19 protein-coding genes are annotated in these 24398 nt (G+C 65.6%); 5 read left to right on the top strand and 14 right to left on the bottom strand.

The features are described 5' to 3' along the window. Positions 1–107 precede the first annotated feature (107 nt). On the bottom strand, positions 108–812 hold the full coding sequence (locus PKB_RS14430) for a glutathione binding-like protein (RefSeq protein ID WP_043252777.1): 705 nt from the start codon (positions 810–812) through the stop codon (positions 108–110). 95 nt (positions 813–907) lie between these two features. Further along, a complete protein-coding gene (locus PKB_RS14425; protein ID WP_043252775.1) occupies positions 908–2293 on the bottom strand; it encodes an NAD-dependent succinate-semialdehyde dehydrogenase in 1386 nt (461 codons plus the stop codon). A 157-nt stretch (positions 2294–2450) separates the two neighbouring features. Here PKB_RS14425 and ptrR point away from each other — a divergent pair, with 157 nt between their 5' ends. Then, positions 2451–3326 (top strand): putrescine utilization regulator PtrR, encoded by an 876-nt coding sequence (gene ptrR / locus PKB_RS14420; protein ID WP_043252774.1) that lies wholly within the window; start codon positions 2451–2453, stop codon positions 3324–3326. Between the two features lie 3 nt (positions 3327–3329). Here the strand turns inward: ptrR and PKB_RS14415 are convergent, their stop codons facing one another. The 4 genes from PKB_RS14415 to PKB_RS14400 form a co-directional block, all read right to left on the bottom strand. Further along, complete coding sequence (locus PKB_RS14415; RefSeq protein ID WP_043252773.1) at positions 3330–4295, bottom strand: FAD:protein FMN transferase; 966 nt, start codon at positions 4293–4295, stop codon at positions 3330–3332. Then, the gene (locus tag PKB_RS14410; RefSeq protein WP_043252772.1) at positions 4279–6453 is read right to left on the bottom strand and encodes a PepSY domain-containing protein; all 2175 of its coding nucleotides are present in this window, start codon (positions 6451–6453) and stop codon (positions 4279–4281) included. The genes PKB_RS14415 and PKB_RS14410 overlap by 17 nt, the downstream gene beginning before the upstream one ends. A 16-nt stretch (positions 6454–6469) precedes the next feature. Then, a complete protein-coding gene (locus PKB_RS14405; RefSeq protein ID WP_043252771.1) occupies positions 6470–6940 on the bottom strand; it encodes a DUF2271 domain-containing protein in 471 nt (156 codons plus the stop codon). Positions 6941–7043: 103 nt separating this feature from the next. Then, the gene (locus tag PKB_RS14400; protein WP_084166644.1) at positions 7044–8594 is read right to left on the bottom strand and encodes a nucleobase:cation symporter-2 family protein; all 1551 of its coding nucleotides are present in this window, start codon (positions 8592–8594) and stop codon (positions 7044–7046) included. A gap of 305 nt (positions 8595–8899) precedes the next feature. On the opposite strand from PKB_RS14400, the gene PKB_RS14395 reads away from it, so the two are divergent. Continuing rightward, on the top strand, positions 8900–9904 hold the full coding sequence (locus PKB_RS14395) for a DUF2860 family protein (protein ID WP_043252770.1): 1005 nt from the start codon (positions 8900–8902) through the stop codon (positions 9902–9904). 24 nt (positions 9905–9928) lie between these two features. Here PKB_RS14395 and PKB_RS14390 read toward each other — a convergent pair whose 3' ends face one another. The 4 genes from PKB_RS14390 to PKB_RS14375 all read right to left on the bottom strand — a co-directional run bounded on the left by PKB_RS14390 (position 9929) and on the right by PKB_RS14375 (position 14650). Continuing rightward, positions 9929–10609, bottom strand: a complete 681-nt coding sequence (locus tag PKB_RS14390; RefSeq protein ID WP_043252769.1) for an N-acetylmuramidase domain-containing protein — start codon at positions 10607–10609, stop codon at positions 9929–9931. 71 nt (positions 10610–10680) lie between these two features. Beyond that, positions 10681–11286, bottom strand: a complete 606-nt coding sequence (locus PKB_RS14385) for a M15 family metallopeptidase (protein WP_043252767.1) — start codon at positions 11284–11286, stop codon at positions 10681–10683. Between the two features lie 36 nt (positions 11287–11322). After that, complete coding sequence (locus PKB_RS14380) at positions 11323–12747, bottom strand: MBL fold metallo-hydrolase (protein ID WP_052355288.1); 1425 nt, start codon at positions 12745–12747, stop codon at positions 11323–11325. Between the two features lie 4 nt (positions 12748–12751). Beyond that, positions 12752–14650: a hypothetical protein gene (locus PKB_RS14375; protein WP_043252765.1), complete on the bottom strand. Its 1899-nt coding sequence runs from the start codon at positions 14648–14650 to the stop codon at positions 12752–12754. Positions 14651–14896: 246 nt separating this feature from the next. Between PKB_RS14375 and PKB_RS14370 the strand changes: the two genes are divergently transcribed. Beyond that, a complete protein-coding gene (locus PKB_RS14370; protein WP_043252762.1) occupies positions 14897–15910 on the top strand; it encodes a patatin-like phospholipase family protein in 1014 nt (337 codons plus the stop codon). Here the strand turns inward: PKB_RS14370 and PKB_RS14365 are convergent. The 3 genes from PKB_RS14365 to PKB_RS14355 form a co-directional block, all read right to left on the bottom strand. Then, on the bottom strand, positions 15907–16770 hold the full coding sequence (locus PKB_RS14365) for a CAP domain-containing protein (RefSeq protein WP_043252760.1): 864 nt from the start codon (positions 16768–16770) through the stop codon (positions 15907–15909). The two genes, PKB_RS14370 and PKB_RS14365, sit on opposite strands and share 4 nt — an antisense overlap. A 165-nt stretch (positions 16771–16935) precedes the next feature. After that, on the bottom strand, positions 16936–17886 hold the full coding sequence (locus tag PKB_RS14360) for an IS110 family transposase (RefSeq protein WP_043248478.1): 951 nt from the start codon (positions 17884–17886) through the stop codon (positions 16936–16938). A gap of 866 nt (positions 17887–18752) precedes the next feature. Continuing rightward, positions 18753–19217: a BRO-N domain-containing protein gene (locus tag PKB_RS14355; RefSeq protein WP_043252758.1), complete on the bottom strand. Its 465-nt coding sequence runs from the start codon at positions 19215–19217 to the stop codon at positions 18753–18755. Positions 19218–20227: 1010 nt separating this feature from the next. Between PKB_RS14355 and PKB_RS14345 the strand changes: the two genes are divergently transcribed. Continuing rightward, entirely contained in the window at positions 20228–21664 is a 1437-nt protein-coding gene (locus tag PKB_RS14345) for an IS1182 family transposase (protein ID WP_043251757.1), read from the top strand. Positions 21665–22188: 524 nt separating this feature from the next. Continuing rightward, complete coding sequence (locus PKB_RS14340) at positions 22189–22704, top strand: outer membrane beta-barrel protein (protein WP_242411234.1); 516 nt, start codon at positions 22189–22191, stop codon at positions 22702–22704. A gap of 146 nt (positions 22705–22850) precedes the next feature. On the opposite strand, the gene PKB_RS14335 is transcribed toward PKB_RS14340, so the two are convergent. After that, positions 22851–24344 carry an aldehyde dehydrogenase family protein gene (locus PKB_RS14335; protein WP_043252751.1) on the bottom strand — a complete coding sequence of 498 codons (1494 nt, stop codon included), beginning with the start codon at positions 24342–24344 and terminating at the stop codon, positions 22851–22853. Positions 24345–24398 lie beyond the last annotated feature (54 nt).

The raw sequence follows: 24398 nt of genomic DNA, 5'->3' as shown, positions 1-24398 counted from the left end.
GAACCTGTAGGGCGAATAACCCCGAAGGGGTTATCCGCCGTTTTCATGCCGGGTGGCGGCGCATAACCGCGAATGCGGTTATGCGCCCTACGGGTGGGTCGGTGCGCTCAGACCTTCCCCAAACTCGCCGCCGTCTGCCCAAAGAGGAGCTTCTTGCCTTCCTCTGTAACGGCTGGGCGCGACGAGTAGGGCTGGGCTTTCTCATAGGCGCGAATGGTCGCCGGGCGCTCGGCTATGTGATCGAACCAGCGCTTGAGGTGGGGGAATTCCTCGATGTTCTGCAGCTGGCGTTTCCACGGCACCACCCAGGGGTAGCTGGCCATGTCGGCGATGCTGTAGTGCTCGCCGCCGAGGAAGGGGACTTTCGCCAGGCGATGGTCGAGCACGCCGTACAGGCGGTTGGTCTCGCGCACGTAGCGGTCGATGGCGTAGGGGAGTTTTTCCGGGGCGTACTGGGCGAAGTGGTGGTTTTGCCCGGCCATCGGGCCGAGCCCGCCGACCTGCCAGAACAGCCATTCCAGCACCGTCTTGCGGCCGCGCACGTCGCTGGGCAGGAACTGCCCGGTCTTCTCGGCGAGGTAGACGAGGATGGCGCCGGACTCGAACACCGTGATCGGTTCGCCGCCGTCGGCGGGCGCGGTGTCGATGATCGCCGGCATGCGGTTGTTCGGCGAGAAGGCGAGGAATTCGGGCTTGAACTGGTCGCCGGCGCTGATATCCACGGGGTGGATGCGGTAGTCGATGCCGGACTCTTCGAGGAACAGGGTGATCTTGTGGCCGTTGGGGGTGGGCCAGTAGTACAGCTCGATCATGGGACCTCCTTAAGGGGAAACGCCCCGGCGAAGTGCCGGGGCGGACTGCGTCCGCGCCGAGGAGAGCGGCGTAGGACGAAGGCTGAGGATAAGCCTTACTTGCGGTCGACCCAAACGGTCTGCGGGTTGAGGAACTCGCGCAGGCCGAAGTGCGACAGCTCGCGGCCGAAACCGCTCTTCTTCACGCCGCCGATCGGTACGCGCGGGTCGGAAGCGGAGAAGCCGTTGATGAACACGCCACCGGTGACCAGGCGACGGGCGATCTGCTGGGCTTTTTCCTTGTCGGCGGTCCAGAGCGCGCTGGACAGGCCGAACTCGCTGTCGTTGGCCAGCTCGACGGCATGCTCGGCGTCGCGGGCGACGATCAGCGAGGCCACCGGGCCGAAGATTTCCTTGGCGAAGGCGGTGTTGCCCGGCTTCACGTCGGCCAGCACGGTCGGCGCGTAGTAGTTGCCTTCGCCTTCGATCTTGTGGCCGCCCAGCAGCAGGGTGGCGCCGTCGGCGATGGCCTGTTGCACCTGGCCGTGCAGTTCGTCACGCAGGTCGAAGCGGGCCATCGGGCCGACGAAGGTGTCGTCCGCCAGCGGGTCGCCGATCTTCAGGGCCTTGACCGCGGCCAGCAGCTTCTCGGTGAAGGCCGGGGCGATGGATTCTTCCAGGATCATGCGCTTGGCGGCGATGCATACCTGGCCGCAGTTGCCGAAACGGCTGGTGACGGCGGCTTTCACGGCAGCGTCGAGGTCGGCATCGGCAAGCACGATGAAGGGGTCGGAACCGCCCAGCTCCAGTACGCACTTCTTCAGCGCGGCACCGGCCTGGGAGGCGATGGCGGCGCCCGCGCCCACGCTGCCGGTCACGGCGATGGAGGCGATGCGGTCATCGGCGATGGCCTTGGAGACCAGCGGCGGCTCGACGTTCAGCACGGCGAACACGCCTTCCGGCAGGCCGGCGTCCAGCCAGGCTTGCTGCAGCTGGTAGGCGCAGCCCATGACGTTCGGCGCGTGCTTGAGCACGTAGGTGTTGCCGCCGAGGATGATGCTCACCGCGCCACGCATGACCTGCCAGGTCGGGAAGTTCCACGGCATCACGGCCAGGACCGGGCCCAGCGGCAGGTAGGAAATCCAGGCGCCTTCGATGCTGGTCTTCTCGTCTTCGAGCATCGCCGGGCCGTGCTCGGCGTACCAGTCGCAGAGGTTGGCGCACTTGTTGATCTCGCCGCGGGCCTGGGTGACCGGCATGCCCATTTCCTGGGCTTCCATGCGGGCCATCGGCTCGACGTTGGCGCGCAGCACTTCGGCCATCTTGCGCAGCACGGCGACGCGCTCGGCTACCGAGGTCTTGCTCCACTGGCGGAAGGCACTGTCGGTGGAAGCCAGCACGGCTTCCAGCTGGTCGGCGTCCTGGAAGGGGTAGCGGGCCAGTTCCTGGCCGGTGGCGGGGCTGCGCGAGATGGCAGCCGGGATCGCGGCGATCTGGTTCATCGGATGTTCCTTGTCAGCAGGTGAGGTGGCCGCCGTGTGTCGGCGGCGACGGTGATTCGGCCAGCGCCCCTGGCGCCGGCATGGGGAAGAAAGTAAGGTGGCGTATCGTTCATGACAAATGAATAATTCTGAAAGAATCGTTCTTCCGGAGAGAAATGTGGACCTGACCCAGCTCGAGTTCTTCCGCGCCGTCGCCCAGGACGGCAGCATCACCGCCGCGGCGAACCGTCTACACCGCGTGCCGTCGAACCTGACCACGCGCATCAAGCAGCTGGAAAGCGAGCTGGGCGCCGAGCTGTTCATCCGCGAGAAGTCGCGCCTGCGCCTGTCGCCCACTGGTCGGAGTTTCCTCGATTACGCCGAGCGCATCCTCGATCTGGTCGAAGAAGCGCGTCAGGTGGCCAGCGGGGCGGAACCTCACGGCAGCTTCGCCCTGGGCTCCATGGAGAGCACCGCCGCGGTGCGCATCCCCGAGCTGCTGGCGCGCTACCACCAGCGTTTCCCCAAGGTGCAGCTGGACCTCTCCACCGGCCCCTCCGGCGAGATGATCGACGGCGTGCTTTCCGGGCGCTTCATCGCCGCCTTCGCCGACGGCCCGGCCAACCACCCGCAGCTGGACGGCCGCCCGGTGTTCCAGGAAGAGCTGGTGCTGATGAGCGTGCAGGGCCATGCGCCGGTGCGCGATGCGCGCGACGTGGCGGGGGAGACGGTCTTCGCCTTCCGCGACACCTGCTCCTACCGCAAGCGCCTGGAAGGCTGGTTCGCAGAAGACCGCGTGGTGCCGGGCAAGATCATGGAGATGGAGTCCTACCACGGCATGCTCGCCTGCATCGCAGCCGGCGGTGGCGTGGCGATCATTCCGAAAGCGATGTTCGACAGCCTGGCCGGCGGGCGCAACGTGACCATCCACCACCTGGCGCCCAAGCACGCCGAGGCCACCACTTGGCTGTTCTGGCGGCGCGGCACCGATACCCCGGCGCTGCGGGCCTTCATCAGCCTGCTGGAACCGCAGGCGAGCGCGCAGGTGGCCTGAACCTCAGTCCTGCACCCGGCCTTCGAGAATCCACAGCTGGCGGATGGCGTCGCCGTCGCGCAGCAGGAAGAGGGCGCTCATGCCGCGCTCGCAGGCCAGCGCCGGGCCGGCTTCGGGGCCGAGCACCAGCAGGGCCGTGGCCCAGGCGTCGGCCAGCATGCAGCTGGGCGCCAGCACCGAGACCGAGGCCAATGGGTTGTCCAGCGGCACAGCGCGGCGCGGGTCCATGGTGTGGGCGACGCGATGGCCTTCCAGGTCGTGGAAGTGGCGGTAGTCGCCGGAAGTCGCCAGGGCGCCTTCGCCCAGTTCCAGTACCGAGAAGGCTTCGCGTACGCCGGCTTCGGGTTTCTCGATGGCGACCGTCCAGGGGCTGCCGTCGGGCTTGCTGCCGGCGGCGCGCAGTTCGCCGTCAATGCTCACCAGGTAGTCGTGGATGCCATGGCGCTCCAGTGCGCGGGCCAACTGGTCGACGCCGAAGCCCTTGGCGATCCCGCCCAGGTCGAGGCGCACCGGCTGGCGTTTGCGTACCCGCCCAGCATCGAAGTCGAACTCCAGCGCGGCTGAAGCGCTGACGCGCGCTTGCCTTTCCAGAGCCTCGCGGCTGAAGCAGTCAGCCGGTTTGCGGCCTGGCCCGAAGCCCCAGGCCTGCACCAGGTCGGCCACGGCGATATCGAAGGCGCCACCGGACTCCGCACCCACCTGCACCGCGGTTTGCAGCACCCAGACCAGGTTGGCAGGCAGGGTCATCCATTCGCCGGGCGGCAGGGCGTTGAAGCGCATCAGGTCGGAATCCGTTCGCCAGCTGGACATCTGCCAGTCGACGTCGTCGACCGCCTCGTACAGCGCCTGGGCCAGCGGCACCGTGTCGAACCCCTGCGCGGCATGGAATACCGCGCTGTAGCGGCTGCCCATGGTCGGGCCGTTGAGGCTGTAGCGCTGCAGGGCGCCGAGGTCAGAACAGGTCTTCACGGTAGCGGCCTCCGGCGCGCAGGTGTTCGACGCTCAGCGCCAGGGGCGCGAGCATTTCATCGAAGGCCTGGCGCACGCCCTCGGCCATGTTGCGGCCGCCGCACACCAGGATCTGCGCGCCGTCGACGACCAGTTGGCGCAGTTGCTGGGCGTCCTGGCTCAGACGGTCCTGCACATAGGCGCGTTGCGGGCCGGCAGAGTAGGCGGTGCGCAGTTCGCTGATGCGGCCTTCGGCCAGGGCGCGGTCGAGATGGCCGTCGAAGGGCACCCCGGCTTCCGGTACGCGGCCGCCCCAGTAGAGGTAAAGCGGGCGCTGCCGGGAGTTGCGCCGGGCGAAGCCGACCAGCGGGCCGATGCCGCTGCCGGCGCCGATCAGGATCAGCGGCGCGCTGCCCGGCGACGGGCGGAATTCGCGATGGGCCTGGACGAAGCCGTCCAGCGTGGCGCCCGTTTCCAGGCCGTGCAGGTAGCTCGAGCAGAGCCCGCCGTCGCGCAGGCGCACGCAGATCTCCAGCACGCCGTGGGCGCTGTCGCTGGCCAGCGAGTAGTAGCGCGGCGTGGTGGCTCCCGGTGCCATGACGGCCAGCAGGTCGCCGGCCTGGTAGTCGCTGGCGGTGCCTTCAGGTTCCAGGCGCAGCACGGCCAGCGGCTGGTCGCCGGGGGCCTGGTGGATGCGCTTGTCGAGCAGGCGGAATTGGCCCAGCGGCGGGGCGTCGGGCTCGTGGGCCAGGTCCAGGGCGATGCCCAGGCGGTCGCCGAGGTCGCGGCCCCAGGCGTGGAAGGCTTCCAGCGAGCCGGCGTCGATGTCGCGACGCGGCATCAGCGCGTGGAAACCGAGGGCCAGCAGGGCGCCCTCGACGTCCACGGCGTGCTGGCAGAAGCGCGGGAAACGGCGGTCGCCGAAGCCGAGCACGGCGACCCGAGCGGCCTTCGGCAGACGCAGATGTTCAAGGCGTTCGAGGAAGCCTGCGGCCGATTGCGGCGCACCGCCGTCGCCATAGGTGGCGGTCAGCACCAGCAGCTCGCGGGCGGCGGGGAAGTCGCGCGCGCCCTGGCTCATGGGGGCGCTGTAGACCACCCGGCCGGCGCCCTCCAGCGCGCGTTGCAGGGTGCGGGCGAAGGTCCAGGTGCTGTTCGATTCGCTGCCCACCAGGATCACGCAATCGGCGTCCTCGGCGGCAATTTCGCCCTGGTGCTGGGCGGCACGGCGGCGGCGCAGGAACAGCACCAGGCCGGTGAAGCCGAGCAGCGGCACGCTCAGCGCGGCCAGGCCCATGAGCGGGCCGAAGACGCCGAACAGCTCGCCAGTATGCAGCTGGTAGATGAACTCGTAGATGTTCCGCGCGGTGCCGTGGGGCTGGTAGCCGAGCAGGGCGCCATTCACCGCATCGACATAGCCGTCGCCCTGGGCGGTGCGCAGGGTGAAGACGTCGGCGGGGTCGTCCTGGGCCGGGAAATCCAGCTCGCGCAGGTCTTTCAGGGGGACGTCACGCAGGGCCTTCAACTGGATCGGATCGGGGCGTGCGCCCTTGGCCACTTCCGTCGGCATGGCGGGTTCGTTGTCCATGCCGTCGGCGACCAGGCCGAAGTTGTCCGCCGACAGGTAGGCGCCGGAAATGCCCAGGGCGAGCAGGACCGGGAGCAGCAGGCGGCTGACCTGGCTGTGCCAGCGCGACGGGCCCTGGCCATGGACCGGCTTGGCCAGGTTGCGCCAACCGCCCTGGCGGCGGGCCAGCATCACCACGCCGGAAAGGCTCAGCAGCAGCATGCCGAGGGCGCCGAGGCCGGCCAGGGCGTGGCCGGTGGTGCCCAGCAGCAGGCAACGGTGCAAGTCGCGGGTCCAGCCGTAGATCGCCGGGGTCTGGTAGGTGCCGAGCACCACGCCGCTGTTCGGGTCGATGCGTACCGCGCCATGCTCGCTGCCGCGCTGGTAATGGGCGACCAGCAGGCCGGACGGGTGGCGGTCCAGGCGCTCGATGCCGGGTACCTGGCGCGCCACTTGCGAGGCCAGTACGGCGACGCTGGTGGTCGGTTCGGTGGCCGGGGCGGCAACGCGTTCGGCCAGCGGCTGGGTGGAAAGCACCGCGCCGCTGGCGGACAGGATCAGGAGCAGGAGGGCGAGGATGACCCCCGGCCAGGCGTGCAACTGACGAAGCATGGTGACCTCCGAGGTCTCAGAGCTTGTAGCTGAAGCTGCTGACGTAGCCGCTGCCGGCCACTGCCTTGCCAGCGCCGGCGCGGGTCAGCGGCACCTTCACCTCGGCGCGGTTTTCCTGCTGGTCTTCCACCGCGCTGTCGATGCGGATCTCGTAGCCGGCGTCGATCAGGTTGTCGGCGATCTGCGCACTGACGGTCAGGTTGTCGCCGGCACCCACGCTGGCGCCGCTCAGGCCGTCGAACTCGGCCGGGCGCAGACCGCTGCCGTGGGCCCAGTCGGTGAGGTGGCGGTAGTACTTGGGTTTCTTGCCGGCCACATAGAGGGTCTTCTGGTAGTGACCCTGGGCATCGGTGAGGTAGATGGCGAGGTACGCCTTGCGGCCGCTGTAGTCCTTCAGCGTGGTGCTGAGGGTGACTTCGCCGGCCTGGGCGAAGGCGGGGCCGGCAATGGCGCCGGCCACGGCGAGGGTGATCAGGGGTGCTTTCATGAGCCGAGCCTCCGGAAACTGAAGGCTCGACTGTAGGACGTCGCGCTTAATGCAGTCTGAATGATCCTGAAGACATGCTTCAGATTTCCTTCAGAAACCTCTGCTAGGCGCTGCTGTCGCTGGTCTGGCGCAGCGCGCCGGGGCCGGGGTGACGAGGCTGTGGCGCCGGATGGTCGTGCTCGTCACCGAGCACCGGCACTTCGTTGCCGTCCTTGTCGTACAGCTTGCCCTTGAGGAAGTAGTCGCCATCGTTCAGTCCAGCGATGTCCTGGTAGCGCAGGGTGCGGTCGCTGGCGGCGACGAACACCGACTGCTGGTCGGAATTGCCGGCGGTGAAGTGGTTGAACACCAGGTTGAGCAGGATGGCCATGATCGCCGCCGAGCTGATGCCCGAGTGGAAGATGGTCGAAACCCAGCTGGGGAAGTGCTCGTAGAAGCTCGGCGCGGCGATCGGCAGCATGCCGAAGCCGATCGAGGTGGCGACGATGATCAGGTTCATGTTGTTGCGGTAGTCGACCTTCGACAGCGTGCGGATGCCACTCGCCGCCACCGTGCCGAACAGCACCAGGCCGGCGCCGCCGAGCACCGACGGCGGCACCGCGGCGACCACCCGGCCGATCACCGGCAGCAGGCCGAGGGTGACCAGGATCAGCCCGCCGGTCGCCACCACGTAGCGGCTCTTCACGCCGGTCACGGCGACCAGGCCGACGTTCTGCGCGAAGGCGCTCTGGGTGAAGGAGCCGAACACCGGCGCGATCAGGCTCGACAACATGTCCGCGCGCAGGCCGTTGCCCAGGCGCTTGGAGTCGACCTTGGTGCCGATGATCTCGCCGACCGCGAGGATGTCCGCCGAGGTTTCCACCAGGGTCACCAGGATCACGATGCACATCGAGATGATGGCGGCGGCATGGAAGGTCGGCGCGCCGAAATGGAAGATCGAGGGCAGGGCGACCATCGGGCCTTCGCTGACCTTGGAGAAGTCGGTCATGCCCAGGGCGACGGCGATCAGGGTGCCGATGATCATCGACAGCAGGATCGACAGGCGCGAGATCGAGGCGCTGCCCAGCTTGCTCAGGGTCAGCACGATGAGCAGGGTGACGGCCGCCAGGCCGATGTTCGCGGTGCTGCCGAACTCGGGGGACTGGGAGTTGCCGCCCATGGCCCAGCGCGCCGCGACCGGGATCAGCGTCAGGCCGATGGTGGTGATGACGGTGCCGGTGACCAGCGGCGGGAAGAACTGGGTGACGCGCGAGAACACCGGGGTGATCAGCAGGCCGATGGCCGCGGCGCACATCACCGCGCCGAGCACCGCCGGGATGCCACCGCCGGCATAGCCGCCGCCGAGGATGGCGATCATGGTGGCGACGCCGGAGAAGGACACGCCCTGCACCAGCGGCAACTGGCAGCCGAAGAAGGGGATACCGAGGGTTTGCAACAGGGTGGCGAGGCCGCCGGCGAACAGCGAGGCGGCGATCAGCATGCCGATCTCGCCGGGGGAGAGCCCGGCCGCCTGGCCGAGGATCAGCGGCACCGCGACTATCCCGCCGTACATGGTCAGGACGTGTTGCAGGCCATACGCCAGGTTGGCGCCTATTCCGAGATTCTCGTCTTCCGGACGTGCGCCGGCGGACGCTACAGCTGAACGATCATTCATGGCTGGAGGACTCGCTTTTGTTTTTGTGCACGCACTGTAGACACGAACATCCGTGTTTGGCTACCGGTTTGTATACAAAAAATCGTCCGCATGTCTGGAAAGTGACCTCCGCCACAAGCGGGGAGGCTCTGCGCCAACCCTTCTGCCTGGGTGAGCTCGTATCCAGTCATGGCGCCACGTGCGCGCCGGACGCGCGGAGTCTGCAATCCGTCAGCTCCCAGGTGCGTTCGTGCCGCCCTTAATAGTGTCTTCAGCTTCGCGGCGCAGCTTCGCCCCACCTTCACGACCGCAAGGAGCCGGACAGCATGCGCCATCTCTTGTTCATCCCGCTGGGAGGCGCCATCGCCCTCAGCGCCCAGGCCTACGACCAGATTCCCCAGCAGGACGGCCTGAGCGGCAACGTCTCGCTGGGTGTCACCAGCGACCAGATGAAGACCAACCAGATCGCAACTGTCACCGGCACCCACGTGTCGGACAAGAACATCGACTCGCTCGGCGGAAGCCCCGACAGCAAGAGCTACACCAAGGTCGTCCCGGCCTTCGGCCTGTCCTACACCCTGGCCGGCAGCCGCACGCAGTTCTTCGCCGGCACCGCGATGGAAGACTTCATCAACGAGGACAGCGTCATCGACCTGGGCCTGCGCCAGGGCATCGGCGACCCCGGCAACCTGCGCTTCAGCCTGCTCGGCTCCACGCCCCAGGAGGTCTGGAAGGACCCGTACGTGTCCGGCGCCGACCGCAAGACCACCGACCGCACCAGCAACGGCTTCCGCCTGGGCTGGGAAAACATCTTCCAGTCCGACTTCGACGTCACCTACACCCAGCGCAAGATCGACCTCAACCACGAGCGCAGCGGCACCGCCCTCGGCCTGAGCCAGGACCAGCAGGACCTGCTCGACCGTAACGGCAAGGACAAGAAGCTCGACGTCAGCTACCGCTGGCAGATCGACAAGGACAACGTCCTGACCCCGACCCTGAGCTACATCGACCGCGACCTGGACGGTAACGCCATGAAAATGGACGGCTACCAGGCCGACCTCGGCTACAGCTACCTTGGCCTGCAGGGCTGGCAGTTCGGCGCCGACGCCTTCGGCGGGCACCTGAAGAGCGATCACACCAACCCGATCTACGACCAGAAGCAGAACGTCGACCGCTACGGCGTGTCGCTCTCGGCGACCTACCTGGAACCCTTCGGCCTGAAGGACTGGAGCACCCGCGCGGCAGTCAACTACGGCGAAGAGAACAGCAACATCAACTTCTATGACACCCGCCTGGGCAGCGTCAGCGTCGGCATGTCGTACAACTTCTGAGGCGCAAGCGCCCGGGCCAGTCCGCTAGGGAAACGCCTTCGCCTGCAAGCGGGCGAAGGTGTCCTGGTCGAGCAGCCCGCTCTCCGGCAGCCCCTCGCCGTGCTGGAAACCGATCAGCGCGGAAGTGGTCTGGCGGCCGCGAATCCCATCGATCGGCCCGGGGTTGAAGCCGAGGTACTTCAGCGCCGCCTGGGCGGTGCGCAGTTGCAGGTCAGGCAGCAGCACCTGGTACTTGGCGTGGGCGGCGGCCAGGCCGTTTTCCTTGATGAAATTGGCCATGGCCAGCAGCTGGCTGTTCTCGTCCTTGACCATGCCGGCGACGAACTTGTCGGTGGAGGCGTAGCCGGCGGTCTTGAAGTTGAAGCCCATCACCTGGCCGATGCCCCATGAAGCGCTCTGCAGCGCGTTCGCCTTGTCCAGCGCAATTGCCTTGGCTAGCCGGTCGTACTCGCCGGCGCCGCCGATGTAGCCGCCGGGAGTGACGTTGCTGATGTCCGCGTTGCCCGCGTCGAACTTGCCCTTGGTCAGGCGGTGGAAGACGTGCCGCTCGAAGAGGATCTGCGGTCGCCGGTCGGTGAGGAAGCCGAAGCCGCGCGTCTCCACCGTCAGCACCGCCCAGACCTCCGCGTCGGCCACGCCCAGGGCCGCGCACACCTGATCCATGCCGCTGTCGTCCAGCGGAACACCCTTGCCTTGGTAGTCCATGTTCGCCTCCTGCCCGCCAGTCGCTGGCGGGCCTGCTTGGCGACATCCCTGTCCGGGTTGCCGGCCTTCGCTCAGGCGTACACCGCGCGCCCATCGGCCTTGCGCTTACGCAGTTCGGCCAGCATGTCCCTTTCGCTTATCTCCGCCGCCCAGGTCGGGCGCAGCTGGAAGTGGGGCTGGTCGACGATGCTCTTCCAGTTGCCGCCCCATTCCAGGCCGAGTTCGATGCCGAGCGCGCCCACCGCCTTGTACTTGGGCGAGTCGCCCAGGTACTTGTTGCCCTCGAACACGCCGACGTCGAAGGCGATGCCGAAGTTGTGGTTGGACTGGCCGGCCTTGGCGTTGGTGACGACCGTGCCGGGCGCGGTGCGCCCCTGGGCGTAGAGCTGGTCCTGTTCGGCGTAGGTGCGCAGGGCGCTGATGACCTTGATGCGAATGCCGGCGGCCGTGGCCTTCTGCACCAGCGCGCGGGCGTAGGGGCGCACCTCCGGCAGCAGGGTGGCGATCAGCGTTTCGCTGCGCGGGTCCACCGCCGAGATGTTGGCTTCCTCGGCCTCGGCCGGCAGCGGGCCGACGATCTTGGTGTAGATCGCGCCCCAGGTCTGCGGACCCGCACGCCCGTCCACGTCGATGCCCAGGGCCGTCTGTACCGCCGAAATCATTGCCTCGATTTCCATTTGCTCGTCTCCTCGCGTGCGTCTGCGCACGATCCTCTAGTGCCGGCACTTCTCGTAGGGAATGCTCAATTCGACCCAGAGCCCGCCCGGGTCATGCTCGACCTGCGCCGGATAGCGTTCATCGCTGGGCTGTGCCGTGAAAGCGGCCTTTTCCTTCGCCGGGTCGCCGTCGCCGCTGACGATGCGCCCCTCGGTGCGCTGCTGCAGGGCCTGGAACAGGTCGGGGTAGGGCATCTGCCATTCGTTCTGCTGCGCCACCGCTTCCACCAGCGGGAGCATCGCCACCAGGCGCGGCGAGGTCATTTTCTCCAGGCCGAATTCGCGCAGGGTGGCGTTGTGGCTGCCGTGGTGGCCGACCTTGTACAGGCTGACGCGGGCGAGGATGTCATCGCGGGTCGCTGGCGTCGGTTGCTCCGCGCTCGCTTGCGGCGGGTAGGTCTGGTCGCCCCAGGACAGCCAGTTGCCGACCTGGGCGTCACCGGGGAACAGCAGCACCTGGTGGTCGGCCAATTCGAAGGCCAGTACCAGGCTGGTGTTGTTGGTGTCGGAGTCCATTTTCAGGCCCATGGCCTCGGCGCCGTCCAGCCACTCGGCCTCGATGCGCCGCCAGTCATTGGCCTCCGCGAAATAGAGCTGTTCGACGCCGCCGCCGTCCGCGCTCGCCGCGACCTTGCGCGCATCGTCGAGCAGGCGCTGGTAGGGCCGCGCGAAGGGCAGCTCGCTGATCAGCGGCTCTTCGCCCAGCTCGCGGCGGGCGCGGTCCTCGATGGCGAAGGCTTCCTCGCCGTCGGTGAGGTAGACCTCCCGTCCCGCACCTTTCGCCGGGGCGTCCTTGCGCAGGCGCTGCTCGTCGCGGGGCGGACCGAGCACCATCGTCTTGAGGCTCGGCAAGCGCTCCGGATGCAGCACGTCGCCCGGCTTCAGGTAGCGCGTGGCGCTGGCGCCGGCCTTGTCCTTGAGCAGGTCGATGGTGGTCTTGCGCGAGCCGTCTGCCGGCAGCGGTTCGACGAACGCCGCCAGGCCGCGCAGGGTGCCGATGCGCGGGTCATTGGCCAGCGCGGTGAGCTGCACGACCTTGTTAAGCGCCGCCTTGCTCTTGCTGAAGCGCTGGTGCAGGGACACCGCCAGCGCGTCGTTGGGGTCTTCGGTCCAGGCCAGCCAGAGTTCGTGGATGTCGAAGTCCTGGCCGAAGAAGCGCGCCTTCTCGTAGCTGAAACCGGAGAGGTGATCGTGGTGTTCGTGGGTGACTACCACCAGGTCGAGCTCGCCCTGGGTGAGGGCGTGGATGTCCTCGACTATCGCCTTCATGCGCTCGCGCGCGCCTTGCACGCCCTGCAGCACGCCGCAGTCGATGAGGATGTGGCGGGTCTGGCCATCCTCGCCGTGGCGCAGCAGGAAGCAGTCGCCGAGGATGCCGCGGTACATGCGCACCGCGATGTTGCCGCAAGCCGGTTCGCGCATGGCATCAGACTCCCCGGTGGGTCATGGCGAAGGGATTGTCGCCACGCCGGATACCGCGATAGGTCAGCGCCAGCGACGCGCTGCCGACCTGCAGGAAGCGCCGCTGAGCCTCCAGGCGGTCGTCGTCGTCGATGCTCTTGCGCACGATGTAGCGCAGCGCGCCGTCGCGCAGGTCGATGATCAGGGTGGCGCCGCCACGGAAGGTGAAGTCGCCGCCCTCGCGGTGCGCCAACGGCCCGCCATCGCGCAGGCGCTGCTGCGAGGCGTCGAAGTAGCCTTCGCGGCGCTGGGTGACCTCGACGATCAGCTGGCGCAGGTCCTGGCCGTCAGGCCCGGAACGCCGCGACGAGCGCACCGAGTGGACTTCCACCGCCGGAGCGGCGCCGGCCGAATTGGGGAACAGGGTGCCGAGGACCTTGCGCGCGCTGGACGACACCAGGAACACGCCCAGCGCCTGTTCCCACTCGACGCGCTCGCCCTTGCACTTGAGCAGCCAGTGCCAGATCTGCCGGCGGTTCTCCTTGGCCTGCTGGTAGCTTTCCGGGCGCCGGTACTGCGGCGTCAGGTCGAGCTTCGCGCCCTTGCTGTCTTCGCCGGCGGACACCGGCAGGCGCAGCTCGCCGAGCTTGCCCGACGGTGTCTCCCACAAGAGGCTGTCCGGCGCCAGCGACAGGCACTTGTCCGGCAGGATGCCGCGCCGGCGGAAGGCCTGGATCATCGCCAGGCGGTAGTTCAGCGGGTCGTTGGGTATCAGGTCGTTGTCGGCAGTGACTATCGCGCGGAGGAATTCGCCGAAGTGCACGTCCACCGGCGGCAGGTAGTCGAGCGCGCGGATGCACATGCGCAGCACGTGGTCGGCGGCCTTCACCGCCTCGCCGGTCAGACGTTCGACCAGCTCGACCGGCAAGGCCGTCTGCGTGGTCTCGATGCGCGCCAGGCGGAAGAGGTCGGCGGTGCGTTTCTGGTAGACGGTGACGAAGGCGTCGAACACCGCAGCCACCAGCACGGCGCCGCGCTCGTGAGGTTCGCTCAGGCGTGCCAGGCGCATCGGGTCGGGCTGGCCGTCGCTGCCCTTGTCGTCGATGGCATCGCGCAACGCCGCGTAGCGCCCGGTGGCTTCGCCGAACTGGCGGGCCAGGCCGCTGAGCCAGGTGCGCTCGGCGAGGTTGCCGTGCTGGGCGGCGAGCTGGCTGGACACCGCCTCGGGCAGGGTGAAGTGCATCAGCAGCGCGACTATGTCGGCGAACGCCTCGTGGAAGGCCAGGCTGTCCACGCTGGTCGGCTCGCTGTAGCGGCGGTGCAGGCCGTCGAGGATGGCGTGGGTGGTCTCGTGGGCGATGATGTCGTGGGACAGCGCGGTGAACACCCAGCCGCCGGGCAGGTTCACCCCCGGGTCGGTCAGCGAGGCCTTGAAGTAGCCGAACAGCAGCGCCTTCTTCTGCGGGTCGTAGTAGGCGTTGGCCTCGCGCAGCGCGTGGGGGTAGATGCGCAGCTTGCGCACCTCCTCGTAGCTGCCGTCCTCCAGCTGGCGTTCGGCCCAGAACACCCGGCGGCCGAGGGCACGCTCGAACACCTTGATGGTCTTCATGGCGACCGCGAAGACCATCTGCTGGTGGAAGCGCGGATCGCCCTCGGAAGGCGACAGGCCATCCTGGGCGAGCACGTGGGGATCGTCGAGGTCCAGCGGCGGGTAGAACTGCCCGCTGGAAGGGTCGATGTCGACCACCTCGAGGTACTCGTTGGTCGGCCCCGGCAGCACCGGGTCGTCCCAGCGCGGCTCCCAGGGGATCTCGATGGTGGCGTGGCTTATCTGGGCGGTCTCGATCAGCGTGGCGGCTTGCGGATCGAAGGCATAGACGCGCAGGCGGCGCATCGCCGGTGGCGCATAGTCCGACTTCGCCATGCGCTGCCTCCTTGCCTGACCGGCCATGCACGCTGGCTTTTCGCCGGCGCGAAAGCGCCCGGCGAAGGGTTGTCATGACTGCTCTCAGGCGCAGTGAAGGCCCGCGCACCGGGGGTGTCAAAAACTCCGCCTAGAATTGCGACGTAAGGTCTACACGTGTTTCACCGGGGTAACGCCGGACATCCTGCCGGTGCTTGCCAGGACTTCCGGTGCCATCCAGGGGCCATCATCGGGAGGGCCAGGAACATGTCGATCCAAGTCAAGGGAGTGGAAAAACGCATCGGTCTCGCGCTGTCGGGCGGCGGTTATCGCGCCGCCGCTTTTCACCTCGGGGTGATGCAGCAACTGCAGGCGCTCGGCCTGCTCGACAAGCTCGATCTGCTGAGCTGCGTGAGCGGTGGCAGCATTGCCGGCGCGACCGTCGCGCTGAACTGGGGCAGGGCGGACAAGCTGGACCTGCTGGCGCAGTTCCTGAGCACCAAATCCATCGCGGTGTCCTCGGTGCTCGGCGGCGTTCTCGATCCGTTCTCCTCGCGCATCCTCAAGCTGGCCGAGTCCTACGACACGCACCTGTACGGCAAGCAGAAGCTCTCGGCGCTCAGCGGCGGGCCACGCATCTATCTCAATGCCACCAACCTGGCCACCGGCAACCTGTTCTTCTTCGTCGCCGGCGGCGGCAAGCCGACCGAGATGGGTGAGCACGAGATGGGCGTGGTGATGGCGGATGGTTTTCCGATCAGCCAGGCGGTGGCGGCGTCCTCGGCGTTTCCGCCGGTGTTCCCGCCGCTGCGCCTGGATGCGAACGTCTACGCCCCGGCGGCGACCACCGAGTACGTGACGCTCAGCGACGGCGGGGTCTACGACAACATGGGCGTGAACCCGGTGCTGCGCGACCGCAACGCGCTGGACTACGTGATCGTCAGTGACGGCGGCAAGCCCTTCGCCATCGACAACCGGCCGACCGAGTCCGGCGCCATCGTCCTCAAGGAGGGGCTGGACATCATGATGGAGCAGATCCGCGGCCTGGAATTCGACCGCCTGCAGCACCGCTACCTGGCGGGCAAGGGGCCCAAGCCGATGTGGTTCTCCATCGACAGCCGAATCGGCGAAGCGCAGCCGGGCGATGCCGCCTTCGCCTCGGTGATCGGCACCAACCTGGCGAAGCTGTCGGCGGAGGAGATGACCGTGCTGACCCGCCACGGCGGCGCATTGGTGAAGGCGCGCATCAGCCTGTACGCGCCGGAACTGCTGGGGCCTTAAGGCGCGCCGAAGACCATGGTCCAGTAGATGCCTTCGTCGCTTCGCGCGTTGCTGGCGTAGGCCGCGCCGACCTGGGTGAACATCGGGTTCATCAGGTTGGCGCAGTGCCCGGGGCTGGCCAGCCAGCCGGCCATCGCCTGGTTCACCGTGCCTTGGCCGGCGGCGATGTTCTCGCCGATCTTGCGGCCGCGGTAACCGGCGGCGCGGGCGCGGTCGTCGGGCATGTCGCCATCCGGGGCGCGATGATCGAAGTAGTTCTCGCTTGCCATGTCGCGGCTGTGCGCCTGGGCCGCCGAGCCCAGCGCGTTGTTCCAGTTCAGCGGCCGGGCAGCGCTGAAACGCCGCGAACCGCACATCCGCGAATGCGAACGGGCGGCGTTGACCTGCGCCAGCAGCGCCTTGGCCGCCGAGCGCGGGTCTTCGAGCTTGCCGCTGCCACCGGCGCCGGAACTGGCCAGCACCAGGCGCCACTCGTCGTCCTCGCGGGTCACGCCGACGTCGGTGTACTGCGGCGCGAGCAGCGCCGTGCAATAGCGATCACGCAGCATATCGAAGGCCTGCCCGGCATCCTCGGCACCGGCCAGGCGGATGCTGCGCACCTCCCGCGCCATGTAACCGGCATCGCGAAGCTCCTCGCGCAAGCCGCCGCTGAAGTCGATAGGCAACTCCAGCCCGCCCCGCGAGGTAAGCGGCGGCAAGCGACGCGATGCACTGGCACCGCAACCCGAAGGATGAGCGCGGTAGGCGTTGATCGAAGCGACCAATTGGCGTTCCCCGCTGGCGTGGGCCAGCGGGGAAAGGGAAATCAGGGCGAACAGGCAGGACGGCAACACACGGAAGGCGCTGGTTTTGGGGCGCATGAAGGGCTCGAAAGGCTGGTTACGCCAGGGGCGCAAAGGGTTGGGCGAGCCTCAGACTGCGGCCTTCGAGACAAGGTTCAGCGGCCAGGAAGGTAATTCGTCGGCAAGGATCAATGGCTTTTCGCAGGTGCGAGCTTGCTCACGAAATGCCGCCTGTAGGAGATTCTATGTCAATGACGGCTCCTGCTTTGGAGGCTGGTAGCTGGTCTGGGATTGCATCAGGGCAAAGGCAATTCGGGCCAATTTGCGGGCGAGGATAGTCAGGGCCTCGATCTTCTTCAGGCCGCGCGCCAGGTAGCTTTGGTAAAGGGCCTGCCAGCGCTGCGTGCGCGCTGCCGCCATGGCCGCGTTGTGGAGCAGCCGACGGATTTCAGGGTCCCCTTGCTTGGTCAGCTTTCGTCGGCCGCTATAGCGGCCGGACTCCTTGAGCCGCACATCCAATCCGATAAAGGCGATGAAGGCATCGCTATTGCGAAAACGTCCCCGCAGAAATGCCAGGTTCAGGGCCGCTGCCGTCAGCGGTCCGATCCCTTCGATGGCCTGGCAGCGCTTGCTTTGCTCCATTAGGCCAGCCTCTCGCAGCGCCTGTTGAATCTCTTTCTCCAGGCGTGACTCCAGTGTGGCCATTTGCTTGAGAACAGGCTTTAGCGCCTTGGCCAAGGAGCGATCCTGGGAAAAGCTCTGGCGCAACGAGATGGCGCTACGGACCAGTGCAGCACGCCGATGCAGCAGTGTCTGCAGGCGGCAGTAGGCCTTGCTCGGCGGCTGCCAAGGCTCCAGTTGCGCTTGTTCGTGGGTCAGGTAACGGGCCAGCAGCAGGGCATCGCTGCGATCATCCTTGTTTCGCCCACCAATCCCCTTGCGGTAGTTGCTCAGGCGAAAGCCATTGATGACGTAGATCCGATGTCCCCGCGCATGCGCCAGGGTCGCAACATCCATGTGATAGGTGCTGGTCGCTTCGATCGCGATGGCGCAGCAGGGAGGGAGGGTTTTCAGCCAGGCCTTGATAGTGCGGACGTCATTGGCCAGTTCGAATACCTCGCCCGAGCGTGTATCGCAGAGGCTCAGCGACTCCTTGGCGACATCGATACCGATAACCGGAACTTGGCTTGTCATGGGGTTCTCCGACAGTGAAGATGGTCCAACCTGTCGGGAGCTCACATTGGCGCAGGCTTGCCGGTATTGTCGGTTTGAGCGGCTACTCAATCCGATGGATTCCTTATCGGCGCTTGTCGTGAGCGGGTGGGTGGGGGAAGTCTCCTACCGTCTGGCTTGCAGAAGCGGATCTTGTCCCTCCACACCCCGACAGGTTCCTACCCTAACGCCATACAAGCGGGCCATGCCCGCGAATCGCGCGCATGGCGCGCTCCTACAAGGTTGCATCGGCGCCGGGATTTTCGCGGATAAGATCCGCTCCTACGGCAGGGTTCGTAGGGCGCATAACCGCGAGGCGGTTATGCGCCGTTTGGCCGAGTTCGCCGGCAAGCGCACGGTTGGGCGGGGCGGCGGATAACCCGTAGGGTTATTCGCCCTACGGGTGCCTTGTGTGCGCCGCCGTTGCGCTCAGGCGGTGCTTGGCCCGGGCAACTCCGGCCATTGTCGATAAGGCACCCAAAGCAACCCCTGCCAACGCAACACCGTCAACGCCTGAGTCGGCCCATGCAGCGTTTCACGACGCGGCTGCCGGTCGTCATGCCGCAGCGCATCGCGCAATAAGGGAACCACATGCTGGGTGATCCACTGACGAATACAGCGATTCTCCGGGTGAGCCGTAGGATGGTGTTGAGCGCAGCGAAACCCATGCTGCAAGACACGCCACCCTCACACCGAAGTCACCCAAAAACGCCACTCCCACCCGCGCCATTCGGGATCGACCACGTGATCGATGGGTTTCGCAAGCTCAACGCCATCCTACGGGTGCCATGGCTGACGTAGGGCGTACAACCGTTCGCGGTTGTACGCCGTTTCACCGTGGCTACCGGCTACGCCATGGTTTGCGCAGGCAACTCCGGCCACTGCCGATAAGGCACCCAAAGCAACCCCTGCCAATGCAACACCGTCAACGCCTGCGTCGGCCCATGCAGCGTTTCACGGCGCGGCTGACGGTCGTCATGCCGCAGCGCATCGCGCAGACAAGGCACCACATGCTGGGTGATCCACTGGCGAATGCAGCGATTCTCCGGGTGGTAGTAGTGGATCAGCACGGCATACACGCCGGACTCGCTGAGCAGCAGCTCGTCCTCATAGTCGCCATGACTGGCCCGCAGCCAGGCCCAGCGCTGTTGGTCGTCATCCAGATTGCGCGGCACGCGCTCTTCCAGCTGCGGCATACCCATCAATCGGCCAAGGTCGTGGGCGGAGAACCAGCATTGGTCTTCCAGTAGCAACGCGCGGAGTTGGCGCTTGTGGCGGGTGAAGACGGTGGGGATGAGGATTTCGTCAGACATGAGACGCCTCCAGAGTGGAAGCGGAAGCGCGGACGATATTTGAAATGCCTTCGAAGACAGGCAGGAAGTTAACGGGCATATCCAATTCCTTGATGGGATATACCGCCACTTACGGGTGCGGGGGACCGCTCTGGTTAAGGCGTTTCTTAGGCGCCGGGCGAGAGGGTAGGGACTTGGGCGGGTTGGGTCAACCACGACAGCTCTGAGCCAGAGCGCGCATTGCCGTGTTGGTCGCGATTGAATCTTTAGCGGCTAAGAGCGTGACTTATCAACGACTGCAATCGGCCAAGAGCGGACATCCCACAGCTCCGAAGACTGACAGATCGCATCCGTAATTTAGACCGCCTCAGTTTTATCCCACGGTGGGCGCACAGCTGTGAACTTAGAAAATGTACCCCTCAGGATAAATCTGAATACATTCGTATTGATCAGATGTAGCTTGCAGACATAGGGAAACACCACTACTCAAACGTATGGTCAGTTGGCGCGGCTCTACGCAATAGCTGGCAACCGGAGATTTGAGCAGAATAGAAAACGCAGTTGTCGTCCATCCACACTCCTCACTCCAAGAGGACATCAGCTCATCATCCTTCATTACCACGACAGGGCTCTGGCAACAGATGTATCGTCCAGAGTCAAAGTGGAATTGAACGTCGTACCTGCCAATACCTATCTGGTTGATTTCCGATCCAATGATGTCATCTATGTTGAGTTCTGCGGGTAAGTCGTACATTGGTCGTTTCCATGAAGTGTTGCTCGTGTTGTCCATTTGAGAGATTACGACAAGAGAATGCAACCAAGAAAGTCAATGAAGGAAGTCGCGTTTCCCATAAGGTGCATCGTTTTGAGTGTCCGTTCATTGATCTCCTTGCATCCGAATCAGGCTTTAGGGTTACGCGAGAAAAATGCGGTGATCGGATTGCCTTCCCTAACGTCTGCTTTGGGTCTAGGCTGTGTGAAAACGTCGTCCTCGCCTAGAGTTGCTGGAGCAACCTCAGCGGGGGCGGCGTATGAAGCGATTCATCGAAGAGGTGAGCCGGGCACAGGTCAGCTTACTTCCCGAATGCCTGGATGACTTCGTCGCCGAAGACAATCCGATCCGCGTAGTCGAAGCCTTCGTCGAGCAACTCGATCTGGTGGCCCTGGAGTTCGATGGGGCCACTCCTGCCGTAACTGGGCGACCGTCCTATCACCCCGCTGTACTGTTGAAGGTTTACATCTACGGTTACCTCAACCGCATCCAGTCCAGCCGTCGCCTGGAGCGCGAATGCCAGCGCAATCTCGAACTCATGTGGCTGACCGGGCGGCTGGCACCAGACTTCAAAACCATTGCCGACTTCCGACGCGACAACGGCAAAGCCATTCGCAATGTCTGCCGGCAGTTCGTCGTGCTGTGTCGCCAACTCGACTTGTTCTCCCAGTCGCTGGTGGCCATCGACGGCAGCAAGTTCAAAGCGGTCAACAACCGTGATCGCAACTTCACTCACGGCAAGCTGCGCGCCCGCATGGAGCAGATCGAAAAAAGCATCGAGCGCTATCTGGCGGCGATGGATACCGCCGACCGGACGCAATCCGATGTCGCCGAAGCCAAGGTCAGCCGCCTCCAGGACAAAATCGAGAAGCTCCGCCAGCAGATGCAGGCGCTCAAGGAGATGGAGCAGCAGCTACGCGAAGCACCAGATGGACAAGTCTCGCTCACCGATCCGGATGCTCGCTCCATGGCCACCAGCGGTAAAGGCACCGGCGTAGTCGGCTACAACGTGCAGACGGCGGTCGATACCCAGCATCACCTGATCGTTGCGCACGAAGTCACCAATGTCGGCCATGACCGTGCGGCGCTTGCCACGATGGCCGAGCAGGCTCGCGAAGCCACCGGTTCTGAAAGCCTCAGCGTCGTTGCCGATCGAGGCTACTTCAGCGGAGTGGAAATCCTCGCGTGCGAGCAGGCGGGCATCACGCCCTTCGTGCCCAAGCCGATGACTTCCAGCAGCAAAGCTGAAGGGCGCTTCGGTAAACAGGACTTCATCTACATAGCCGCTGATGACGAGTACCAATGTCCTGCTGGCCATCGTGCGATCAAGCGCTTCTCGACGGTGGAAGATGGCCTCGAGTTGGATGCTTACTGGAGCTCTGACTGTCCGGGCTGCTCAATACGTAGCAACTGCACCACCAGCAATTACCGCCGACTCAAGCGCTGGAAACACGAAGCAATCCTGGAGGCCATGCAGCAGCGGCTGGATCGCCAACCGGAGATGATGAGTGTGCGTCGACAGACCGTAGAGCATCCGTTTGGCACGCTCAAACATTGGATGGGCGCGACGCACTTTCTGACCAAGACGCTGCCTCGAGTCAGCACGGAAATGAGCTTGCATGTGCTTGCCTACAACCTCAAACGGCTGCTGAGCATTTTGGGCGTCAGCGGTGTCATTGAGGTACTGCGCGCCTGAGGCCGGCCATTTTCCTGCGTCTCTCCACCGCAAACTGCCGTAGATCGCCTCAGAAGACTCTGGCAGCGGTTAACAACCGGTGGTCGAGATAGTCGCATGTACTTTCGGGGCCCAATTCCAAATGCGATTCTGGCGCAAGCCCTTCGCTGTTTTCACACAGCCTGGGTCGAAAGCAGAAAGTCGAAGTAAGCATGAGTTGCTAGTGCCTCCAACTCGAACCACTCGAGCGAGCTCACCCCAAGCACAAAATCCAAATGGCGGTAATGCCTTACTGACCAGTCGCCGTTCGGGTGCGTCGAAATCGTCCGAACCAGTTCCTTGTTTCGAGCATCTACGATGCCCGCGTCAGCGCCCGCCCTTCTTAATCCCCCGCGTCGATTTCATGGGGCCGGAACGCAACTTCCGCAGCCCGAAAACGACATCGGAATGTCGGGTTTTCGCGTTTCTTCGATGGAAGAAATGTCCGCAAACCTGGCCATGCCGTTTTTGCGGAGCGACCGCTCTTGTCGCTCCAGGGATTTCGAATGAATGGGGTTTCTATGCGTTTGGCGAAAGTGGTTTCCACTGTTGTTCTGCTGTCCGGTTCGGCTCTGGCTTTGGCCGATAGCGGACTTTATGTCGGTGGCGGTGTTACCCGTTCGGAGGTCGATGAGCGTGAGTTCGACGACTTCGACAAGAGCTACAAGGCGTATGCCGGTTATCGCCTGAACGACTACCTGTCCTTCGAGGGCGCGGTGGTGGACTTTGGCGAGCTGCGTGATGGCAACAAGAAGTTCAGCGGGCAGTCTGCGCAGGTCAATGCGCACCTGGGCTTCCCGATTGGGCAGCGCGTGCGCGTGTATGGCATTGCCGGTGTGCATGCGTGGCGTAGCGACGATGACGACTCTACCGGCGAGAACGAGGACATGGATGCCCTCTACGGCTTCGGGGCCGAGGTGGACGTGATCGGTGGCTTCGGGCTGCGCCTGGAGCAGGAGACGCTGAAGGTCGGCGATCTCGATGTCGATCAGACCACGGCTTCGGCTTATTTCCGTTTCTGATGGGTAGCCCGCGCGGGATCGGTGGCGGATAACCCGTAGGGTTATTCGCCCTACGGGTCGAGCAAAAAAATCCCCCGGCCGCTGCTGCGGTTCGGGGGATGGAAGAGCCGGCGCCGGGGGAGCTCGCCGGGTTTTGACCACGCAGGTCAGAGGCGGATCAGCACCGATTTCAGTTCGGTGTAGTGCTCGATGGCCGCGGCGCCCATCTCGCGGCCGACGCCGGAGAGTTTGTAGCCGCCGAAGGGCAGGGCCGGGTCGAGGGCGCTGTGGCAGTTCACCCAGACCGAGCCGGACTTGATCTTCGGAATCATGCGGTGCACGGCGCTCAGGTCGTTGGACCAGATGCTCGCGCCCAGGCCGTAGGGGCTGTCGTTGGCCATGCGGACCACTTCGTCGAGGTCGTCGAAGGGCATCGCGACCAGTACCGGGCCGAAGATTTCTTCCTGCACCACCGCGCTCTTCTGGTCGACGTCGACCAGCACGGTCGGCTTGACGAAGTAGCCGGGGCCGAACTGTTCGCCGCCGCAGGCGATGGTGGCGCCTTTCTCGCGGCCCAGTTCGATGTAGTTGAACACGCGCTGCTGCTGGCGGGCGGAGATCAGCGGGCCCATGTCCACGCTCGGGTCGAGGCCGTTGCCGAGCTTCATGCCGTTGGCGATGCCGGCGATGTCGGCCACCACGTTGTCGAAGTGCTTGCGGTGCACGTACAGGCGGGAGCCTGCGCAGCAGACCTGGCCCTGGTTGAAGAAGATCGCCTGGGCGGCGCCGGCGGCGGCGCTGTTCAGGTCGGCGTCGGCGAGGACGATGGTCGGCGACTTGCCGCCCAGCTCCAGGGTCACGCGGGTCATGTGGTCCATGGCCGCCTTGCCGATTTCCTTGCCCACGGCGGTGGAGCCGGTGAAGGTGAGCTTGTCGACCAGCGGGTGGTGGGTGAGGGCGGCGCCTGCGTTGACGCCAGTGCCGGTGACCACGTTGAACACCCCGGCCGGGTAGCCGGCTTCGAGCACCAGCTCGGCGAGCTTCAGCGCACTCAGCGGGGTTTCGTCGGCGGGCTTGAGGACCACGGTGCAGCCGGTGGCCAGCGCCGGGCCGAGTTTCCAGCAGGCCAGCAGCAGCGGGAAGTTCCAGGCGACGATGGCGCCAACCACGCCCACCGCTTCGCGGCGGATGAAGCCGTGGAATTCTTCGCCGGGCATCAGCGGCATGGAGACGTCGACGCTGGAGCCTTCGATCTTGGTCGCCCAGCCGGCCATGTAGCGCAGGAAGTCGATGCCCAGTTGCACGTCCATGACGCGCGCCACGGCGGCGCTCTTGCCGTTGTTCAGGCATTCCAGCTCGGCCAGCAGGTCGGCGTCGCGCTCCATGAGGTCGGCCAGCTTCCACAGCAGGTTCTGCCGGTCGCGGGGTTTGGCGCGGCTCCAGGGCGAGTCGTCGAAGGCCTGGCGGGCGGCACGCACGGCGCGGTCTACGTCGCCGGCGCTGGAGGAGGGAACCTGGCAGAGCACTTCGCCGGTGGCGGGGTTGCGCAGGTCCATCAGCGCGCCGTCGGCGGCGCTGGTCCATTCGGCACCGATGAGCATGCGCGGCGCGCGCTGGAGGAAGGCCTGGCTGGCGGGCTTGATGGGCAGGAGAGCGGACATTTCGGGTGCCTCTTGTTGAGTTGTCGAGGCAGCTATCGCAACCGCTATGCCAAC

Origin of the sequence: Pseudomonas knackmussii B13 (assembly GCF_000689415.1) — a bacterium.
GTDB classification, from domain to species: Bacteria; Pseudomonadota; Gammaproteobacteria; order Pseudomonadales; family Pseudomonadaceae; genus Pseudomonas; species Pseudomonas knackmussii.
Note: the sequence above shows the minus strand (reverse complement) of the source record. Positions and strands in the feature narration are given on the sequence as shown.

Bases quoted from the DNA above. Each gene is read 5' to 3' on its own strand.
- PKB_RS14430 (WP_043252777.1), bottom strand. From the start codon at position 812: ATGATCGAGCTGTACTACTGGCCCACCCCCAACGGCCACAAGATCACC.
- PKB_RS14425 (WP_043252775.1), bottom strand. From the start codon at position 2,293: ATGAACCAGATCGCCGCGATCCCGGCTGCCATCTCGCGCAGCCCCGCC.
- PKB_RS14410 (WP_043252772.1), bottom strand. From the start codon at position 6,453: ATGCTTCGTCAGTTGCACGCCTGGCCGGGGGTCATCCTCGCCCTCCTG.
- PKB_RS14405 (WP_043252771.1), bottom strand. From the start codon at position 6,940: ATGAAAGCACCCCTGATCACCCTCGCCGTGGCCGGCGCCATTGCCGGC.
- PKB_RS14400 (WP_084166644.1), bottom strand. From the start codon at position 8,594: ATGAATGATCGTTCAGCTGTAGCGTCCGCCGGCGCACGTCCGGAAGAC.
- PKB_RS14395 (WP_043252770.1), top strand. From the start codon at position 8,900: ATGCGCCATCTCTTGTTCATCCCGCTGGGAGGCGCCATCGCCCTCAGC.
- PKB_RS14390 (WP_043252769.1), bottom strand. From the start codon at position 10,609: ATGGACTACCAAGGCAAGGGTGTTCCGCTGGACGACAGCGGCATGGAT.
- PKB_RS14385 (WP_043252767.1), bottom strand. From the start codon at position 11,286: ATGGAAATCGAGGCAATGATTTCGGCGGTACAGACGGCCCTGGGCATC.
- PKB_RS14380 (WP_052355288.1), bottom strand. From the start codon at position 12,747: ATGCGCGAACCGGCTTGCGGCAACATCGCGGTGCGCATGTACCGCGGC.
- PKB_RS14375 (WP_043252765.1), bottom strand. From the start codon at position 14,650: ATGGCGAAGTCGGACTATGCGCCACCGGCGATGCGCCGCCTGCGCGTC.
- PKB_RS14370 (WP_043252762.1), top strand. From the start codon at position 14,897: ATGTCGATCCAAGTCAAGGGAGTGGAAAAACGCATCGGTCTCGCGCTG.
- PKB_RS14365 (WP_043252760.1), bottom strand. From the start codon at position 16,770: ATGCGCCCCAAAACCAGCGCCTTCCGTGTGTTGCCGTCCTGCCTGTTC.
- PKB_RS14360 (WP_043248478.1), bottom strand. From the start codon at position 17,886: ATGACAAGCCAAGTTCCGGTTATCGGTATCGATGTCGCCAAGGAGTCG.
- PKB_RS14355 (WP_043252758.1), bottom strand. From the start codon at position 19,217: ATGTCTGACGAAATCCTCATCCCCACCGTCTTCACCCGCCACAAGCGC.
- PKB_RS14345 (WP_043251757.1), top strand. From the start codon at position 20,228: ATGAAGCGATTCATCGAAGAGGTGAGCCGGGCACAGGTCAGCTTACTT.
- PKB_RS14340 (WP_242411234.1), top strand. From the start codon at position 22,189: ATGAATGGGGTTTCTATGCGTTTGGCGAAAGTGGTTTCCACTGTTGTT.
- PKB_RS14335 (WP_043252751.1), bottom strand. From the start codon at position 24,344: ATGTCCGCTCTCCTGCCCATCAAGCCCGCCAGCCAGGCCTTCCTCCAG.